We start from the raw sequence: 15,901 nt of genomic DNA on the forward strand, positions 1-15,901 counted from the left end.
CCATTTCGCATGGAATTTACCCTGGCACAAATCGCTCACATTCTTAATGGCGAGCTAAAAGGCAACGGTCAAGTAAAAGTAAACAGAGTAGGCAAAATTGAAGAGGGTGGCGAAGGGGCAATTACCTTTTTGTCTAATCCTAAATACGAGCCTTTCATCTACAAGACCACAGCATCGGCTGTGATCGTCAGCAAAGGCTTTAAACCGAAAGGCGAAATTTCGGCCGGTCTAATCCTTGTCGACGATCCATATTTAAGTTTTACAGCACTACTGGAAGAGTACCATAAATTGGTCAGCTTTCAAAAATCGGGGGTTGAGCAACCATGCTTTTTCGCTGATACGGCCACCGAGGGAAAAAACACCTACAGAGGGGCCTTCTCTTATGTTGGAAAAAATGTCAGGCTTGGTGACAATGTAAAAGTTTATCCAAATACCTACATAGGCGACGATGTAACCATTGGCAACAACACCATTATATACGCAGGCGTAAAAATTTACTCCAGAACGAAAATTGGGAATTACTGCACGATACATTCCGGTGCTGTCATTGGTAGCGATGGGTTTGGATTTGCTCCTCAAGCCGATGGTAGCTACAAAACAATTCCGCAAGTGGGGAATGTGGTGCTGGAAGACCATGTAAGCATTGGTGCCAACACCACCATTGACTGCGCCACTTTTGATTCAACGATCATCAGGGAAGGCGTGAAGCTCGATAACCTTGTTCAAATCGGGCATAATGTGGAAATAGGGAAGCACACAGTCATCGCTTCTCAAACAGGTATTTCGGGGTCTTCGAAAGTTGGCGAATACAGCATGATTGGCGGGCAGGTGGGGCTTGCAGGACACATCCAGCTTGGAGCACGCACTAAAATCGCCGCACAGTCGGGCATCAACAAGTCTATCAAGGAAGAAGGAAAAATCCTTTTTGGGAGCCCGGCATTTGATCATTTGCAGTACATGAAGTCCGCCATGCTTTTCAAAAGACTTCCTGAACTAAACCAGAAGATCAGAGAACTTGAAGAAAAAATTATAAATTTGACGTCGCTAAAGACAGACGATGAACATTAGGCAGCAAACCGTAAAAGAGAAAGTAACCGTTTCAGGCGTAGGCTTACACACAGGCGTCCATACCACAATGACGTTTGTGCCAGCTCCACCCAACCACGGCATAAAGTTTCAAAGGGTAGACCTTGAAGATCAACCAACTATCGATGCCGATGCGGACTTAGTGGTGGATGTTTCCCGTGGCACTACCCTGGAACAAAACGGCGCCAGGGTGAGTACAACCGAACATGCTTTAGCTGCTTTGGTGGGCTTGGAAATAGACAATGTGTTGATCCAGCTTGACGGCCCGGAAGTGCCGATTATGGACGGAAGTGCGTTGCTGTTTGTAGAAGCGATTCAAAGAGTAGGAGTTGAAGAGCAAAATGCTCAACGAAACTTTTTCGAGGTACCGGAAAGCATCTTCTACAGAGACAAAACCAATGAAATAGAAATTGCTGCCCTCCCGCTGGACGACTACAGGGTGACTGTAATGGTTGACTACAACTCGCCAGTGCTGGGAAGCCAGCATGCTACATTGACGAATGTAGGCGAGTTTGCCACTGAGATTGCTTCATGCCGCACGTTCTGCTTTTTGCATGAACTTGAAACGCTGCATAAAAACAACCTCATCAAAGGTGGCGACCTCAGCAATGCTATTGTGGTAGTAGACAGGGTAGTTGAAGAACACGAACTGGACAGCCTTGCGAAGCTTCTTGGCAAGCCCAAGGTACAAGTGAAGAAAGAAGGCATCCTCAATAACGTCGATTTACGGTACAAAAACGAGCCCGCCAGACACAAATTGCTGGATGTAATGGGAGATCTTGCCCTTGTTGGCCGTCCTATTAAGGCCCAGATTTTGGCTGCCAGACCAGGTCACGCTGCCAATGTAGCTTTTGCAAAGAAGCTCAAGAAAGTAATGCAGAGCTCTACCAACGACGGCGTACCTTACTACGACCCAAAAATACCTCCTGTATTAGACATCAATAAGATTACTAACATACTTCCGCATCGGTATCCCTTCCTTTTGATCGACAAAATATTTCATTTGGATGAGAAGTGGGTAGCGGGAGTGAAAAATGTAACCTACAACGAGCCTTTCTTCCAGGGTCATTTTCCTGGCAATCCGGTAATGCCCGGGGTACTTCAGGTAGAGGCAATGGCACAAATAGGCGGTATATTGGTACTGAACACTGTGCCAGACCCCGAAAACTACTGGACCTACTTCCTGGGAATTGAGGGGTTCAGGTTTCGAAAAATGGTGCTTCCCGGCGACACCCTGGTAATTCGTTGTGAGCTTTTGGCACCTATCAAAAGAGGAATTGCCAAAATGAGAGGCGAGGCCTATGTTGGTTCCAACCTGGTTTGTGAAGGTGCAATGACCGCCAGCATAGTTAGAAAAGACGTATGATCCATCCGCTAGCATATGTTCATCCTGAAGCCAAGGTAGGGCCCAATGTAACCATTGAGCCCTTCGCTGTGATACATCACAATGTGGAGATTGGCGAAGGCACCTGGATTGGCTCGCATGCGGTAATTTACGAAGGTGCCCGCATCGGCAAAAATGTAAAAATATTCAACGGCGCCTCTATTTCTACCATCCCTCAGGATCTTAAATTCAAAGGGGAGTCAACGGAGACTTTTATAGGCGACGGCACGTCCATACGTGAATTTGTCACCATTAGCCGTGGTACTTCCGACAAACTGAAGACTGTTGTGGGCAGCGACTGCCTGATCATGGCTTATGCCCACGTAGCCCACGATTGCACTATCGGCAATAACTGTATTCTTGGCAACTCAGTGCAAATAGCCGGACATGTGGTGATTGATGACTGGGCCATTATCAGTGGAACCACAGCCGTTCACCAGTTTTCCAGAATCGGCTCCCACGTAATGGTTTCGGGTGGTTCACTTGTAAGAAAGGACATCCCTCCATTTACCACTGCTGGTAGAGAGCCTTTAAGCTTTTGCGGCATTAACTCTGTAGGTCTTCGCAGAAGAGGGTTCAGTAACGAAAAAATCAACGAAATACAGGACATCTATCGCTATATCTATTTCAGAGGCCTCAATCACTCCAAAGCCATTGAACTGATTCTTGCCGAAACTCCTCACTCCGACGAAAGAGATCAGATTGTTGACTTTATCAGGTCATCGGAAAGAGGGATAATGAAGGGTTTTGCCGTCTGACATGGAGATTGTGCTCGAAAATGCCGGCAAGCGCTATTTGCGTGAGTGGATTTTCAAGAATTTGAGCTATACTTTTAAAAAAGGCTCCTCCTACGCCATTACAGGAAGAAATGGAAGTGGAAAATCCACGCTGGCAGCCGTTCTGAGCGGGCAGTTAATTCCTTCTGAAGGAACAGTAAAACACTATATTGACGGTAAAGTACTCGATGAGCACCTGGTTTACAGGCATACGTCGCTGGCTGCACCCTATCTGGAGCTCATTGAGGAATTCACACTATCCGAAATGGTCAACTTCCATTTCAGCCTTAAAAGCCTGGAAATTGGCAAGTCGAAAGAGGACGTCCTACCCTTCGCATGGCTGGAAGACTCGGCACAGAAACAAGTGAAGCATCTTTCGTCTGGCATGAAACAGCGGTTCAAGCTAGCTCTCAGTTTTTTGAGTGCCACACCGCTTCTTATCCTTGATGAGCCCACAAGTAATTTGGACACCAATGGAATAAATTGGTATTTGGAACGTTTGAATTCTGTGCTACAGGATCGGTTGGTGGTGATTTGTTCCAACCAGTCCTATGAATATGAAATGTGTAGAAACACTATTTCAATTGAAGAATTCAAGTGAAACATTGGATTATTCCTATTTGAATTTTTTAAAGCGTAATTAGGTATAATTTTCAATTTCTGCTATTTTTGAAAAAGGTTAATTTTTAGTTATAACTAAATCCACATGAACAAACTATCTAATCTATTCACAGCAACAACAATTTTCGCATTGATTATTTTTATCAGTTGCGGAGGCAAGGACGACCCGGGAACAACAGAGCCGGATCCCGTAGCCGAGCGTCTCGCATTACTCCTCAATGGAGGTACAGAGTGGTCAGTAGCGGCCGGAGCAGTTAAGCAAGATGGCGTAGCAGCCACTGAATGGGACGGCTTCGGACTGAAATTTACTGGTTCTGGCAGTAGCGGCAGCTACACAGCTACTGGTAGACCAGCAGCCTCAGAGGTACCCAACGTTGACGTAGTTTGGCCAGCAAGCGGTACCTGGTCATTTGGTGACGGCGCAACAGCCGGAGAGAAAGACATTAGCAAAATTGTGAGAAGCGATGGTGTCACTATGGCTGCTTCGGTAACGTCTACCAAGCTTAGTCTGACATTCACTATCGAAGATACTGGTGCAGGCCGTATGCAAGGTGTAGCCGGTACCTGGGTGTTTGAATTCCCTAACTAATATCGATCTCAGATACAACTAATACAAAGGCCCTGGACGGGCCTTTTTTTATTGTCTGAAGCTGATGACTGTGACCCCACTACCGCCTCTCTCCACATGTTCGTCGGCCATCCGCTCAATGAACTTATTGCCACTCAGGTAGCGCCTGATCACTTCTCTGAGAATGCCGTCGCCCTTGCCATGTACGATCCTCACCTCGTGCATGCTGAAAAGCACTGAACTATCTATAAAATCGTCAACTAACTGAATAGCTTCGTCGGCTCTCTTTCCTCTGAGGTCAAGATTGGGGGAAAAGTCGGCCCTTCTTTGGTTCATGTCGATCCCCTTAAAGACGCCACCTACGCTCTCCCGCTTCAAGCTCTTTTTCCCCTGGGACGACGATTTTACTTTTTCAAGACGGTTGAGTGCAATGTGAGATTTTAGCTCTCCCATGAGCACTTCTGCTTTCTTTCCCCGAATGGAGACCACTTCACCAGCCGACTCCTGCCCGGCCATCCTGACCTTGTCGCCTACTTTTATCTCGCCAGCCACAGTTGTCCATACAGGCTTTTTCTCCTCCACTTCCTCAGTCAGCGAAACTTGTATATCTGTGAGCTTTTGGCGCACTTCTTTTGTCTTTTCCTTTTCGGCCTTGTTTTCTTTTATCTCCCTGATAGTATTTTCTACCGCTTTATTGGCGTCGAGTACAATTCGCTTGGCTTCCTGCTTGGCTTCCTTAATAATCTTGCTCTTTTCTGCATCCAAATGAGCTTTCAGGTCCTGGTAGTCTTTGAGTATTTTTTCAAGCTCAGTGTCCTTTCGGTTAACACTCTCGTACCTGGTTTGAAAATCATTTTTAGCGGCTTCCAACTCGTTGATGAGCGTTTCAAACTTCACCTGCGAATGCCCAACAAGGCCTTTCGCCCTTTCGATCACCGCATTTGACAGCCCAATATTTGCGGCCATTTCCAAGGCGAAAGAGCTCCCTGGTCGTCCCACTTCCAGTTCATACAAAGGCTTCAACTGATTTACATCGTATCTCATAGCCCCGTTGATGATGCCTGCATTCTTCTCAGCCATACTCTTCAGATTGCCATAATGCGTAGTAATCACTCCAAAGGATTGCTTTTTGTACAATTGCTCCAGCACGCCCTCCGCAATAGCTCCACCAAACTGCGGCTCGGTGCCAGCGCCAAACTCATCAATCAGAAACAATGTCTTCCCTCCTGCATTTTCGAGGAAAAAACGCATAGAAGTGAGGTGAGAACTGTAGGTACTTAGGTCATTTTCCAGCGACTGTTCATCGCCCATATCGATGAAGATCTTATTGAAAACCCCCATGACCGAGTCGTCTCTAACGGGTACCAAGAGACCGCACTGTAGCATGTATTGCAATAAGACGACGGTTTTCAGGCACACCGACTTGCCGCCGGCATTTGGCCCCGAAATAATCAGAATGCGCCTTTCTGCATCAAGCTCAATATCCAGAGGAACAATAGGCTTTTGGGCCTTTTTGTGCAAAAGATAAAGAAGAGGATGAACCGCCTTGTGCCAAACAATGACCGGATTTTCGTCTATGACAGGCAGCAAGCCATTGATTTCGATGGCAAGCAAAGCCTTCGCCCGTATAAAGTCAATCGCACCAAGAAAATGGTAAGCTTTTTCCAGCGCAGGAATATGAGGCCTTAATTGATCAGTGAAATTTCTAAGAATTCGGATGATTTCCCTTCTTTCTTCCAGCTCCAGCTCCCTTATACGGTTGTTGATCTCCAGGGCCTCGGCCGGCTCCATAAACACAGTTTGTCCTGTTGCCGACTCATCATGAATAAATCCTTTCAGCTTGCGCTTGTGTTCTGCCAGTACCGGAATAACCAAACGCCCGCCCCTTACGGCAATGGAACCATCGTCGGGCGACCACCCCTGTTTTTGTGCGTCTTTGCTTATGTGATCCATTACCCTCCTCAGCGAGGAATGCTCGCTGACCATTGAGGCCCTTATTTGCATAAGCTCTTTGGAGGCGTTGGCTCTCAGCTTTCCTGTGTCATCAATAATAGCCTCAAACCATTTAATAATATCGGTGGGAAGATCTACCATCCCTGATAACCCGTGCAGCGTCGGGCACTCTTCGGCATGTTTTGTCAGCACAGACTGAAGTTGAATAATGGTGCTGAGTGACCGTTTAAGGTCGTAGGCTTCTTCTTCCTCCAGGTAAGTACCGCTAACCTTCATTTTGGCAAGCTGTTCCGCCGGATCAATGTAGTTGGCGTCGGGCAGTCTGTTACCTGCCGCAAATAACCGTCTAAGCTCCTCAGTTTGAATCAAAAGCCTTTTCAGGTACTTCAAGTCGTCTGAAGGCTTCATCTTCTCCACATGCCTTGTGCCGAGGCTGCTAAGGCATTTGGCGGCCACCATTTCACGGATTTTATCGAAGCCGGTTTTGGCCTCGAAGGTATCAGGAAAAACCCTCATAGCGACTCCCCTGATTCTTCAGGCTCTTTTCGAGAACCCATGTTGCGTCTCACTGAGAGACTATCCACTACAGCCGCATAAATTTTATCCAGCATTTCCACATGCTCAAGGTAATACTCAAAGCTATGTGTATAAACCGAATCCGACACGTTGTGCTTATCAAACAAAAGTTGCTGCTGCTGCTTGTAAAGAGCTGTAGAGGAGTCGTAGGTTAACTTTAGTGAGGCTACCTCCGTTTCCAGCTGATGTATATCGGTAAGGATGCTGATCATTCGTTGAGGCTCAACGATACCAGCAGGAATTTCTTCTTTGTTGCTACATCCAAAGAGAGATATCAAGAAAAGGCCACCAAGGCTCCAAAAAACATTTTTCACCGACAAAATTTAGCTAAATAAATTCTAACTTTAAACCCCAAACCAAGAGTAATGAAGGATTTCCTCAAGAAGCTGCGAAGATATGAGATTGAGATCAGGAAGGCAATCACCTCACAAATGCAGGGAGATTTTCATTCGATCTTTAAAGGCTCCGGTCTGGAGTTTGACGACGTGCGTCAATACCAGTACGGAGATGATATCAGAACCATAGACTGGAATGTGACCGCCAAAGGGCACGGTACCTTTGTGAAAACGTTCAAGGAGGAAAAGGAGCAGACGGTCTTCTTCATTCTTGACGTAAGTGCCTCGCAGGAAATTGGAGCCGACGGGCAGCAGAAAATAGATATTGGAAAAGAGCTCTGTGGGCTTTTGGCGCTTTCAGCCATTAAGGAGGGCAGCCAGGTTGGTGTGCTGTGCTATTCTGACAAGAAAGAAAAATACATCAAGCCGGCCAAAGGGCTGAGACACGCCTATCAAATTATAGATAGCTTGTTTAATCTGAAACCATCGTCAACAGGTACTAATCTAAACCTGGGCATAAGAAGCGCCATGAACATGATCCATCGCAAAAGCGTGATCATTATGATTTCCGATTTTGTAGACGATGACTATCAACAGGGCATTAAGGCTTTAGCAAAAAAACACGACCTGGTGGTGATCCACCTGAGCGACAGGAGAGAAACACATTTCCCAAGATTGGGTATAGTGCCATTGTATGACAAGGAAAGCAAAAAAACGATCTGGGTAAACACTTCCGCCCCTGCCTTTCGTAAAAAAGTGGAAACCATCTATCAGGGAAATCAGTATGATCTTGAGAAGTTGTGCAAGAAGAATCAGGCCAACTACCTTTCTATAAGTACCGAAGAAGAATACGTGCCAAAATTGATCCGTTTGTTTAGAGTGAGAAATAAAGTCAGGAAAAGTGGGTAAAACAACGGTTTGTTTCATGGCTGCATGGCTGCTCAGTTGGGGCGCATTGCATAGCCAGTCGGTGAATGTTAAGGGATATTTTCTGGAAGACAGCGTGAAGCTGGGTAGCCCTGCCAGCTATGTGCTTGTGGCCGAGTATCCCGGCAGCATCAAAGTGCTTTTTCCCGATTCTACGCATCGTTTCACCCCGTTCGAATTCAACAAACAAACGTTTTTTCCTTCCAAACTGAGAGATGGTTCAGTGGTGGATAGCGTCATTTATGAGCTTTCCACTTTTGAGCTGGAGCCCTACCAAAGCCTTCAGCTACCGGTGTTTCGCTTAAGAGAAAAAGACAGCCTCAAGGTGATGTCTAACATCGATTCACTGTTTATTGATGGCTTGCTGGACGAAATTCCACAGGATGCCAAATTAAAAGAAACAGTGGGCTACAGTCCGCTGGATTTCGCTTTCAACTATCCATACCTCGTTATTGGTGGGATTCTCTTTCTCATCATTGCTATCACTCTTTTCCTTGTTTTTGGAAAAACGGTGAGGAAAAAGATCACCCTGTACCGGATGCGCAAGAAATATGAGAAGTTCTCCAATAGCTATACTGAGCAATTGAGAGCCGTTCGCAACGAAAGCGGTATCAGGGACGCCGAAATAGCTCTTATACTGTGGAAGACGTATCTGGAATCGCTTGAAAAGATTCCCTACACCAAACTGACCACAAAAGAAATACTGAAAGGCGAAGAGAATGCAAAGCTTCAGACGGCATTGAAAAGTATCGACAGAAGCATTTACGGCCGAATAAACGACAAAGAATTGTTCAAGCAATTCGAGGTATTAGAGGACATTTGTCTGGATAAATACAAAAAGAAGGTAGAGGAGGTGAAACATGGATGAGGCAGCTATAAAAATGGCAGAGGAAACTCCGTGGTTCTTTTTGAAATGGTTTGCGCCCTCAACATTTCAGAATTTTGACTGGGCCTTTCCGGTTGTGCTTTATCTGCTACCTGCCGTGCCCTTACTTTTCCTCTTAAAATGGCTACTGACATTTAAGAGGCAACAAAAATTAGATATTGCCCTTACCAAAACCGACCTAAGGTCTGATCCGCTTAGCGTGCTGAGGTTCTTACCCGGTTTGGTACTGTTTTTTACGTTTTTGCTGCTCATCATTGCTCTGGCGAGGCCGCAGAAGACGAATGAAAAAGTGGAGCAATGGACGGAAGGCATCGATATCATGCTGGTGATTGATATTTCAGAATCCATGCAAATTCAGGATTTTGAGCCCAACAGGCTGGAAGCAGCCAAGCAGGTGGCACGGGATTTCATTACAGGCCGGTTTCAGGACAGGATCGGTCTTGTGGTATTTTCCGGTGATGCATTTTCTATGTCGCCGCTCACCACCGATTACGACCTGCTTAACGCAAACATCAACACTGTAACGTTCGACTTAATTGAAAGCCGGGGAACCGCCATTGGCAGCGCTCTGGCAGTAGGCACCAACCGCATGCGTGAGTCCGATTCCAAATCGAAGGTGCTTATCCTATTGAGCGACGGTGATAATACCGCTGGCAATATTGACCCCATCACTGCCGCAGAGCTTGCCAGGGCCTATGATATTAAGATTTACACCATTGCTATTGGAAAGGAAGGCCGTGTGCCTTTCGGTACCGACTTCTTTGGAAGAACCCGCTTTGTGGAGAATACACTCGACGAAACTACGCTGCGGGAAATTGCCCGAATTGGTGAAGGTAAGTTCTACAGAGCGATCGACAACGACGCATTGGAAAGAGTATTCCAGGAGATTAATGAGTTTGAAAAGGCTGAAATAAAAACGACCCAATTCAAGGATACGACCGATTTTTACACGGTGTACCTGAAATGGGCCATTGCGTTTTTATTGCTTTGGCTGCTGCTCAAAAGCAGCTTTATGAGCAATATACTGAGGGACTAAGGCCTTTAGCTTTGGGATGAGTGCTATTCGTCCTGATCAATTCTATCACCTTTCCCCCCTCCAAAATGGGCATTTATAATTGGCAACACTCGTAGCCCTTTCGGATTGTCCTTTACAATATTGATGAGACCTATTTGCATGCCGCGAAGGCGGTGGGTGGTGTTGATTATACCAATACTCAAGCCATTTTGAGTACCCTTCACAGCATTAACGGCACTGATGGAAATCCCATTCAATGAGCTGTCGGATCCATTTTCAACCTTCAGGAAAATCGGGGCAACTGTGATGCCTGACACCTGCTGACCGCCGATGGCCAGTGCTACATTGATGCCTCTGATTTTCTTCGAGCCCATGCCTACACCAGCAAAGTTAATACCGGTAAGTGACTCTCCGGCGCCAATTCCTACTAGCGCCAAGTTGACTCCTGTCATTTTCTGGCCGGCTCCCATACCAATTCCTGCTACATTAAGGCCAATGGCATTTTCAGAAGCACCCAGTCCTACCAGGGCAAGGTTAATTCCCTTCAGGCTTTCGCCAGCGCCTACGCCGATACCACCGAAGTTAAAGCCGACAGCGTTGCCAGAAGCTCCCATGCCAACGCCTCCAATATTAATGCCTTTGATGTCGCCGCCAGCGCCGACACCGACAAGGCCAAGGTTGAACCCGGTAACGTCGCCACCGGCACCTAAGCCTACACCGCCGATATTAATTCCCGATAACTTGTTGCCAGCTCCAACGCCAATGCCTGCAATGTTGATTCCTGACACGTTTCTCCTTGCGCCAACACCAAATATCCCCAGGCTTATCCCGCTCCTGTTTTCAGAGCCCAATGCCAAAGGGACGCCAACAGAGATGCCATTCACGTCACCAGTATGAAGTTCTTCGTCTTTGGGTGCCCAGGCTGTAATATTGATCCCGTTTACCTTCTCCAGGTTGCTGTCCTTAAAATTAAATCGGATACCCGTGAAGCTTGGAAGGTTGCCAAATCCGATGCCGCCGTTCTTTGAGGGGATGCCAAAGCCCTGAGAAAAGGCGCATTGTGCCGAAAGAACCAGCACAACCAGTGATGAAATCGTAGTCTTTTTCATAGTCCGTTTTTTGAGTTTTTATTGAATGGTAGATGAACACCAGTTGGGTTAGGTTGCATGGGTACGATAGATTTCTCAAGTTTTTTTAGAACCTTTAAAGTAAAATCAAACCTGCGTTCGTCTGCTTATTTGATGAACGAACCTGTTTCACTCACAATGACCGAAAGAAGATCTCAAAACATTGCTGAAGCGTTAAAGCAATACGGGAAACGTCTGTTTGGTTTCATCAGATCGAGGGTTCGAACGCTGGAAGAGGCTGAAGATATCACGCAGGAGGTGTGGTATCAATTCAGTAACCTGGTTGATGTGGAGTCGATAGAGCAGGTAAATGCCTGGCTATTCCGGGTAGCCAGAAACAAGATTACCGACAACTACCGAAAGAAGAAGGTTGATCTTCTGGATGATCAGGCCTTCGAAGATGATGGCGACGGCGATTACATGCTGAGAGACCTTTTGCCATCGGAGGAAGATGTGCCTGAGCTTGAAAACCTGAAGGAAATTTTCAGAAAAGAGCTTTTCGCAGCGCTTGAGGAGCTTCCTGTCAATCAGCAGCAAGTCTTTATCTGGAACGAAATAGAAGATATGACTTTCCAGGAAATGTCAGACCTGACAGGAGAGAACATCAAAACTTTGATATCAAGGAAACGATACGCAGTGCAGCACCTTAGAAAAAAGCTACTGCCGCTTTACAATGAATTAATGAATTAAAATAACATAGTTATGTATACTGAAAATAAGTTCAACCGTGGTAAACACTGGGCGAAGAAGATAGGCCTGATCATCGTGCTTGTGCCGCTTTTCGTGTTCGTGTTTGGCTTTGTTGTCATGACGCTTTGGAACTATACCCTTCCAGCTCTGTTTGGCATTAGCACCATCACATTCTGGCAAGCAATAGCCATTACTATCCTGTCAAAAATTCTCTTTGGTGGATTTCATGGCGGTAAGGGGCACAAACAAAGCCATAACAGGAGCGACTACTGGAAACACCGCTGGAAAAATATGTCAGAAGAGGAAAGAGAAAAGTACAAGAACCGCTGGAAGAATTGGTGTGATACAAGGTGGGATGATGAGCGGAAGGACACTGAAGAGCAAAGCTGAGGTAAGAATTCCCATGATTACCTCAGCGGAATAATCATCCCAATTCCTTCGGGCCCGAGGTTTACATTTTGTAGAATTCGGGCCCAATCTTTTTGGGCACTATGTTGAACCAGGTACATGCTCAAATCAAAAACAAACAAAAAACCACCCTGAAGAAGCACTCCCTTGCCGAAGCCATTCAGTCTATCGGACTGCTTCAATGCATTTTTTGATCTCTCTATCATATAAAGCCCACCAGCCATATAGGCCACATCCAGGGCCGTATTGACCAGAAATATTCTCTCAACTGAATGTTGCTCGCTATAAGCTGCTTGCCAGTCGGCGGCACCGGCATTTCCTCTCATGCTTTGCCACAAAGAAGCACCAGCCAGACCAAGGTTAACAACATTCCAAATTGAATTCATTTGATAGAAGTACTTTTGGGAGCCTTCAGCTTTGGCTTGCAATATGGGGTTTACGGTAAGATTGCCGAGCGCCCAACCACCGAGAATACACATACCGGTGGTGGTAATTTTAACTCTATTACTATCCAACGCCTGCCACGAAGCAACCGCTTCCAGTGCGCCGTCGGGCTGCTGGCCAATAACCGTGTGAAATAAAAAAATCAAAAGGAAGCAGGCTAATGGTTTCATGCCTGGTTAACATCAGGAAAGCCCAAAGGTTGTATTTGGCGGGTAACTTTTTTTTCAACCACCCTTTAATTCCACATTCTCCTCCACCAAAAAGGCCTTCCAGCTTTCCAGCTTTTCCTTTTTCAATACACGTGGAAATTTGTTTTGACCGCCCTCTTTACCCTGCGCTTTCATCCATTTGTAGAAGAGTTGCGATGGAATCAGCTCCACAAAAATCTCTTTCAGGGCAGCAGTGCGCTCCACTTTGTAGTCATCGTTGATCTCCTTCAGTCTGGCATCCAACTTTTCTTTGAACAGCTTTGGGTCGGTTTCGTCTTCAATGCCTATGTACCACCGATGAGCAAAAAGCGACCCGTACTTTTCGCCGGTGACTGTAAACTCCTTCACCCGGATATTCAGCTCATCCGACACCAGCTCCACAGCTTTGTTCATATTGTCCATCGACAAATGCTCGCCGCAGAGGCTGAGGAAATGCTTGGTTCGGCCCGTGATCATGATCTCACAGTCGTCTTTTGACACAAACTTGATCGTGTCGCCAATCAGGTATCGCCAGGAGCCCGAATTGGTAGAAATGAGCAATGCATACTCTTTCCCTTCCTCTACTTCGTCGATTTTATAGGTTTGCGGGTTATCGACCATTTCTCCCTCGGCTGTGAAGTTGGTTTCGTTGAAAGGAATGAATTCATAGAAGATGCCATTGTTCAGCACCAATCGCATCGATTTTGAGAAAGGGATGTACTGGAAGCCAAAGAAACCCTCGGAAGCCAGATAGGTTTCCATGTAAATGAGGGGCTTGGCCAGTAATTTTTCAAAGCTTTTTCGATAGGGATCCATCGAAACGCCACCATGAACAAAAATGGTCAGGTTCGGCCAGATATCGTGGATGGTTTTGACTTTGTAATGGTCAATGATCCTTTCCATAAGAATTTGAAGCCAAGCCGGCACTCCTGAAATAATGCCTATGTCCCAATCCTTTGCCTTTAAAGTGATCTCTTCAATTTTTTCGTTCCAGTCCCTCGTCTTAGCAATCCGCTTACCCGGCTTATAAAAATGCTGAAACCAGAAAGGAATTTGCCCGGCGGTGATGCCGCTCAAGTCGCCCTCAAAATAAGATCCATTTCGCTGAAGTTGCGTGCTGCCGCCCAGCATCAATATACCGGCCGAAAACACTTCGTCGGACACATTGTACTTGGAAAGAGTAAGGATTTGTCTGATGCTGGTTCTCTGGATAGACTTGATCATGTCCTTAGTGACAGGAATGTGCTTCGAGGCCGACTCCGAAGTGCCCGAGCTAAGCGCAAAGTACTTTACCTTTCCCGGCCAGCACACATCCGGCTTTCCCTGCATCAGCTTGTGCCACCAGTTGGCATACATGCTGCTATAATTATGAACAGGAATGTTTCTTTTAAACTCGTCGTAAAAGTGATCGCTGTGTTTGTGCTTGAAGCTGGTCAAAAGCTCATTGAAATGATAGGCCTGACCAAATTCTGTGCCTCGGGCCTGTATCAATAATTTCCTTAGCTCCATCTTCTGAAGGTCGGCCGGAAACGAGTAGTCCTGTTCCAAACTTTCCCTCAGTCTAATTCCCTTCTTTAATAGCTTTCCTATTATCTCCATAAACCGCCAGCAATTGAATTTAATTAGAAAGTTACACAACAAAACATGGAATCAGTAACTCCCTTGATTAATTTTGGATTACGAAAATCGCTAAAAAATGGATATTGATATTGGCAGAAATCTTCAAACTTTTTTAAGCACCATCGATCAAAACAAAGCTAAGTTGATTGCGGTAAGCAAAACAAAGCCCGTAAGCCTCATTATGAAGGCTTACGAAGCAGGACAGCGAGAGTTTGGTGAAAATAAGGTGCAGGAAATGGTAGAAAAGCATGAAGAGATGCCAAAAGACATACACTGGCATTTAATTGGGCATCTGCAGACTAATAAAGTAAAATACATTGCCCCATTTGTCCACCTAATTCACAGCGTGGACAGCGAAAAGCTATTAAGAACCATCGACAAGGAAGCGAAAAAAACCAATCGGGTGATAGACTGTTTGCTACAGGTGCACATTGCGGAGGAAGAAACTAAGTTTGGGCTGTCGGATGATGAAGCGAGACAGCTGCTAAGCCCAGAGGTATTGGACGGCCTGCCTAACGTTCGTATTGTGGGCCTGATGGGCATGGCTACCAATACGGAAAGTGAGGAGCAGGTTAAAAAAGAGTTCCGCCATTTAAAGGCACTTTTCGGAGAATTGAAATCGACAGTTAACCACACAAGAGTCATTATGGCTGAATTATCCATGGGCATGAGTGGAGATTACCAGCTTGCCATTGAAGAGGGCAGCACGATGGTGCGTGTGGGAAGTGCCATTTTTGGTCAAAGGAATTATTCAGCCTAAGTCATAGTTTGTCTCAACACCACGCAGCAGCAGATCAATCATGTCAGATTCAGTCAACAAAAACGCCAAAAGAACCCTTATCGTAGCTTCCGTCTTCGGCGCACTTGCTGTAGGCATCGGAGCCTTCGGCGCTCACTCCCTCAAAGCACATTTGTTGGAAATTGGCCGGTTCGACACCTTTGAATCTGCCGTTCGGTATCATTTTTATCACACATTCGCTTTGCTGGTGGTTGGCTTGCTCCAATTGCGCTTCAACAACAAGTACCTCAGTTGGTCTGCCAATTCTTTTCTGGCTGGCATCCTTCTCTTCAGTGGCTCTCTTTATACGTTGTGCCTGGCCCCCAGCCTTGCGTATCTGGGCATTATTACTCCCTTTGGTGGCCTATTCTTTATTTCTGGCTGGCTTGTCACGGCTTTTGGCGTTAGCCGCCAATAAACCTCTAAATAGCTTTTTGTCCTTTTGTAACAGCTATGCATCCGCTCGTCCGGCCAAAGAAAATTTTTATCTATAAATATAAATAATTTAATTTTTTTTTA

The 15,901-nt window shown here is 46.0% G+C and carries 17 protein-coding genes; 12 read left to right on the forward strand and 5 right to left on the reverse strand.

Features of this window, described 5'->3' with window-relative positions; genetic code table 11:
• Positions 1–9 precede the first annotated feature (9 nt).
• The 5 genes from lpxD (at position 10) to AAC052_RS01360 (ending at position 4,456) form a co-directional block, all read left to right on the forward strand.
• The gene (gene lpxD, locus AAC052_RS01340; RefSeq protein ID WP_339810329.1) at positions 10–1,068 is read left to right on the forward strand and encodes a UDP-3-O-(3-hydroxymyristoyl)glucosamine N-acyltransferase; all 1,059 of its coding nucleotides are present in this window, start codon (positions 10–12) and stop codon (positions 1,066–1,068) included.
• Positions 1,058–2,452: a bifunctional UDP-3-O-[3-hydroxymyristoyl] N-acetylglucosamine deacetylase/3-hydroxyacyl-ACP dehydratase gene (locus AAC052_RS01345; protein WP_151998717.1), complete on the forward strand. Its 1,395-nt coding sequence runs from the start codon at positions 1,058–1,060 to the stop codon at positions 2,450–2,452. Before lpxD ends, AAC052_RS01345 begins: the two co-directional genes overlap by 11 nt.
• On the forward strand, positions 2,449–3,228 hold the full coding sequence (lpxA, locus tag AAC052_RS01350; protein ID WP_317490322.1) for an acyl-ACP--UDP-N-acetylglucosamine O-acyltransferase: 780 nt from the start codon (positions 2,449–2,451) through the stop codon (positions 3,226–3,228). The genes AAC052_RS01345 and lpxA overlap by 4 nt, the downstream gene beginning before the upstream one ends.
• Positions 3,218–3,847 carry an ATP-binding cassette domain-containing protein gene (locus tag AAC052_RS01355; RefSeq protein ID WP_339810330.1) on the forward strand — a complete coding sequence of 210 codons (630 nt, stop codon included), beginning with the start codon at positions 3,218–3,220 and terminating at the stop codon, positions 3,845–3,847. The genes lpxA and AAC052_RS01355 overlap by 11 nt, the downstream gene beginning before the upstream one ends.
• A gap of 105 nt (positions 3,848–3,952) precedes the next feature.
• The gene (locus AAC052_RS01360) at positions 3,953–4,456 is read left to right on the forward strand and encodes a hypothetical protein (RefSeq protein ID WP_339810331.1); all 504 of its coding nucleotides are present in this window, start codon (positions 3,953–3,955) and stop codon (positions 4,454–4,456) included.
• Positions 4,457–4,504: 48 nt separating this feature from the next.
• On the opposite strand, the gene AAC052_RS01365 is transcribed toward AAC052_RS01360, so the two are convergent.
• Together AAC052_RS01365 and AAC052_RS01370 are read right to left on the reverse strand one after the other, a co-directional pair.
• Complete coding sequence (locus tag AAC052_RS01365; protein WP_339810332.1) at positions 4,505–6,904, reverse strand: Smr/MutS family protein; 2,400 nt, start codon at positions 6,902–6,904, stop codon at positions 4,505–4,507.
• Positions 6,901–7,278, reverse strand: coding sequence for a DUF4296 domain-containing protein (locus AAC052_RS01370; RefSeq protein WP_339810333.1), 378 nt, complete (start codon positions 7,276–7,278; stop codon positions 6,901–6,903). The genes AAC052_RS01365 and AAC052_RS01370 overlap by 4 nt, the downstream gene beginning before the upstream one ends.
• Before the next feature lie 51 nt (positions 7,279–7,329).
• Between AAC052_RS01370 and AAC052_RS01375 the strand changes: the two genes are divergently transcribed.
• The 3 genes from AAC052_RS01375 to AAC052_RS01385 are packed head-to-tail and all read left to right on the forward strand — an operon-like array spanning position 7,330 to position 10,148.
• A complete protein-coding gene (locus AAC052_RS01375; RefSeq protein WP_317490317.1) occupies positions 7,330–8,208 on the forward strand; it encodes a DUF58 domain-containing protein in 879 nt (292 codons plus the stop codon).
• 16 nt (positions 8,209–8,224) lie between these two features.
• Positions 8,225–9,094: a hypothetical protein gene (locus tag AAC052_RS01380; protein WP_339810336.1), complete on the forward strand. Its 870-nt coding sequence runs from the start codon at positions 8,225–8,227 to the stop codon at positions 9,092–9,094.
• The gene (locus AAC052_RS01385; RefSeq protein ID WP_339810339.1) at positions 9,087–10,148 is read left to right on the forward strand and encodes a VWA domain-containing protein; all 1,062 of its coding nucleotides are present in this window, start codon (positions 9,087–9,089) and stop codon (positions 10,146–10,148) included. The genes AAC052_RS01380 and AAC052_RS01385 overlap by 8 nt, the downstream gene beginning before the upstream one ends.
• A 23-nt stretch (positions 10,149–10,171) precedes the next feature.
• Here AAC052_RS01385 and AAC052_RS01390 read toward each other — a convergent pair whose 3' ends face one another.
• Positions 10,172–11,236 (reverse strand): hypothetical protein, encoded by a 1,065-nt coding sequence (locus AAC052_RS01390; protein WP_339793956.1) that lies wholly within the window; start codon positions 11,234–11,236, stop codon positions 10,172–10,174.
• Positions 11,237–11,392: 156 nt separating this feature from the next.
• On the opposite strand from AAC052_RS01390, the gene AAC052_RS01395 reads away from it, so the two are divergent.
• Both AAC052_RS01395 and AAC052_RS01400 read left to right on the forward strand, forming a co-directional pair.
• Positions 11,393–11,944: a sigma-70 family RNA polymerase sigma factor gene (locus AAC052_RS01395; RefSeq protein ID WP_317490314.1), complete on the forward strand. Its 552-nt coding sequence runs from the start codon at positions 11,393–11,395 to the stop codon at positions 11,942–11,944.
• 12 nt (positions 11,945–11,956) lie between these two features.
• Positions 11,957–12,334, forward strand: coding sequence for a hypothetical protein (locus tag AAC052_RS01400; protein ID WP_339793958.1), 378 nt, complete (start codon positions 11,957–11,959; stop codon positions 12,332–12,334).
• Between the two features lie 17 nt (positions 12,335–12,351).
• Here AAC052_RS01400 and AAC052_RS01405 read toward each other — a convergent pair whose 3' ends face one another.
• Both AAC052_RS01405 and AAC052_RS01410 read right to left on the reverse strand, forming a co-directional pair.
• Entirely contained in the window at positions 12,352–12,966 is a 615-nt protein-coding gene (locus AAC052_RS01405; protein ID WP_339810341.1) for a hypothetical protein, read from the reverse strand.
• Positions 12,967–13,020: 54 nt separating this feature from the next.
• Positions 13,021–14,583, reverse strand: a complete 1,563-nt coding sequence (locus AAC052_RS01410) for a GH3 auxin-responsive promoter family protein (protein ID WP_317490311.1) — start codon at positions 14,581–14,583, stop codon at positions 13,021–13,023.
• Between the two features lie 97 nt (positions 14,584–14,680).
• Here AAC052_RS01410 and AAC052_RS01415 point away from each other — a divergent pair, with 97 nt between their 5' ends.
• Positions 14,681–15,364 (forward strand): YggS family pyridoxal phosphate-dependent enzyme, encoded by a 684-nt coding sequence (locus tag AAC052_RS01415; RefSeq protein WP_317490310.1) that lies wholly within the window; start codon positions 14,681–14,683, stop codon positions 15,362–15,364.
• 40 nt (positions 15,365–15,404) lie between these two features.
• The gene (locus tag AAC052_RS01420; protein WP_339810346.1) at positions 15,405–15,800 is read left to right on the forward strand and encodes a DUF423 domain-containing protein; all 396 of its coding nucleotides are present in this window, start codon (positions 15,405–15,407) and stop codon (positions 15,798–15,800) included.
• Positions 15,801–15,901: the final 101 nt, after the last annotated feature.

Source organism: uncultured Imperialibacter sp. (genome assembly GCF_963974565.1).
Classification (GTDB): Bacteria; Bacteroidota; Bacteroidia; order Cytophagales; family Cyclobacteriaceae; genus Imperialibacter; species Imperialibacter roseus.

Excerpts from the sequence above, each read along its gene's own strand:
- AAC052_RS01385 (WP_339810339.1), top strand. The coding sequence starts at position 9,087 with ATGGATGAGGCAGCTATAAAAATGGCAGAGGAAACTCCGTGGTTCTTT.
- AAC052_RS01365 (WP_339810332.1), bottom strand. The coding sequence starts at position 6,904 with ATGAGGGTTTTTCCTGATACCTTCGAGGCCAAAACCGGCTTCGATAAA.
- AAC052_RS01390 (WP_339793956.1), bottom strand. The coding sequence starts at position 11,236 with ATGAAAAAGACTACGATTTCATCACTGGTTGTGCTGGTTCTTTCGGCA.
- AAC052_RS01405 (WP_339810341.1), bottom strand. The coding sequence starts at position 12,966 with ATGAAACCATTAGCCTGCTTCCTTTTGATTTTTTTATTTCACACGGTT.
- AAC052_RS01410 (WP_317490311.1), bottom strand. The coding sequence starts at position 14,583 with ATGGAGATAATAGGAAAGCTATTAAAGAAGGGAATTAGACTGAGGGAA.
- AAC052_RS01345 (WP_151998717.1), top strand. The coding sequence starts at position 1,058 with ATGAACATTAGGCAGCAAACCGTAAAAGAGAAAGTAACCGTTTCAGGC.
- AAC052_RS01395 (WP_317490314.1), top strand. The coding sequence starts at position 11,393 with ATGACCGAAAGAAGATCTCAAAACATTGCTGAAGCGTTAAAGCAATAC.
- AAC052_RS01420 (WP_339810346.1), top strand. The coding sequence starts at position 15,405 with ATGTCAGATTCAGTCAACAAAAACGCCAAAAGAACCCTTATCGTAGCT.
- AAC052_RS01375 (WP_317490317.1), top strand. The coding sequence starts at position 7,330 with ATGAAGGATTTCCTCAAGAAGCTGCGAAGATATGAGATTGAGATCAGG.
- lpxA (WP_317490322.1), top strand. The coding sequence starts at position 2,449 with ATGATCCATCCGCTAGCATATGTTCATCCTGAAGCCAAGGTAGGGCCC.
- AAC052_RS01415 (WP_317490310.1), top strand. The coding sequence starts at position 14,681 with ATGGATATTGATATTGGCAGAAATCTTCAAACTTTTTTAAGCACCATC.
- lpxD (WP_339810329.1), top strand. The coding sequence starts at position 10 with ATGGAATTTACCCTGGCACAAATCGCTCACATTCTTAATGGCGAGCTA.
- AAC052_RS01400 (WP_339793958.1), top strand. The coding sequence starts at position 11,957 with ATGTATACTGAAAATAAGTTCAACCGTGGTAAACACTGGGCGAAGAAG.
- AAC052_RS01380 (WP_339810336.1), top strand. The coding sequence starts at position 8,225 with ATGGCTGCATGGCTGCTCAGTTGGGGCGCATTGCATAGCCAGTCGGTG.
- AAC052_RS01360 (WP_339810331.1), top strand. The coding sequence starts at position 3,953 with ATGAACAAACTATCTAATCTATTCACAGCAACAACAATTTTCGCATTG.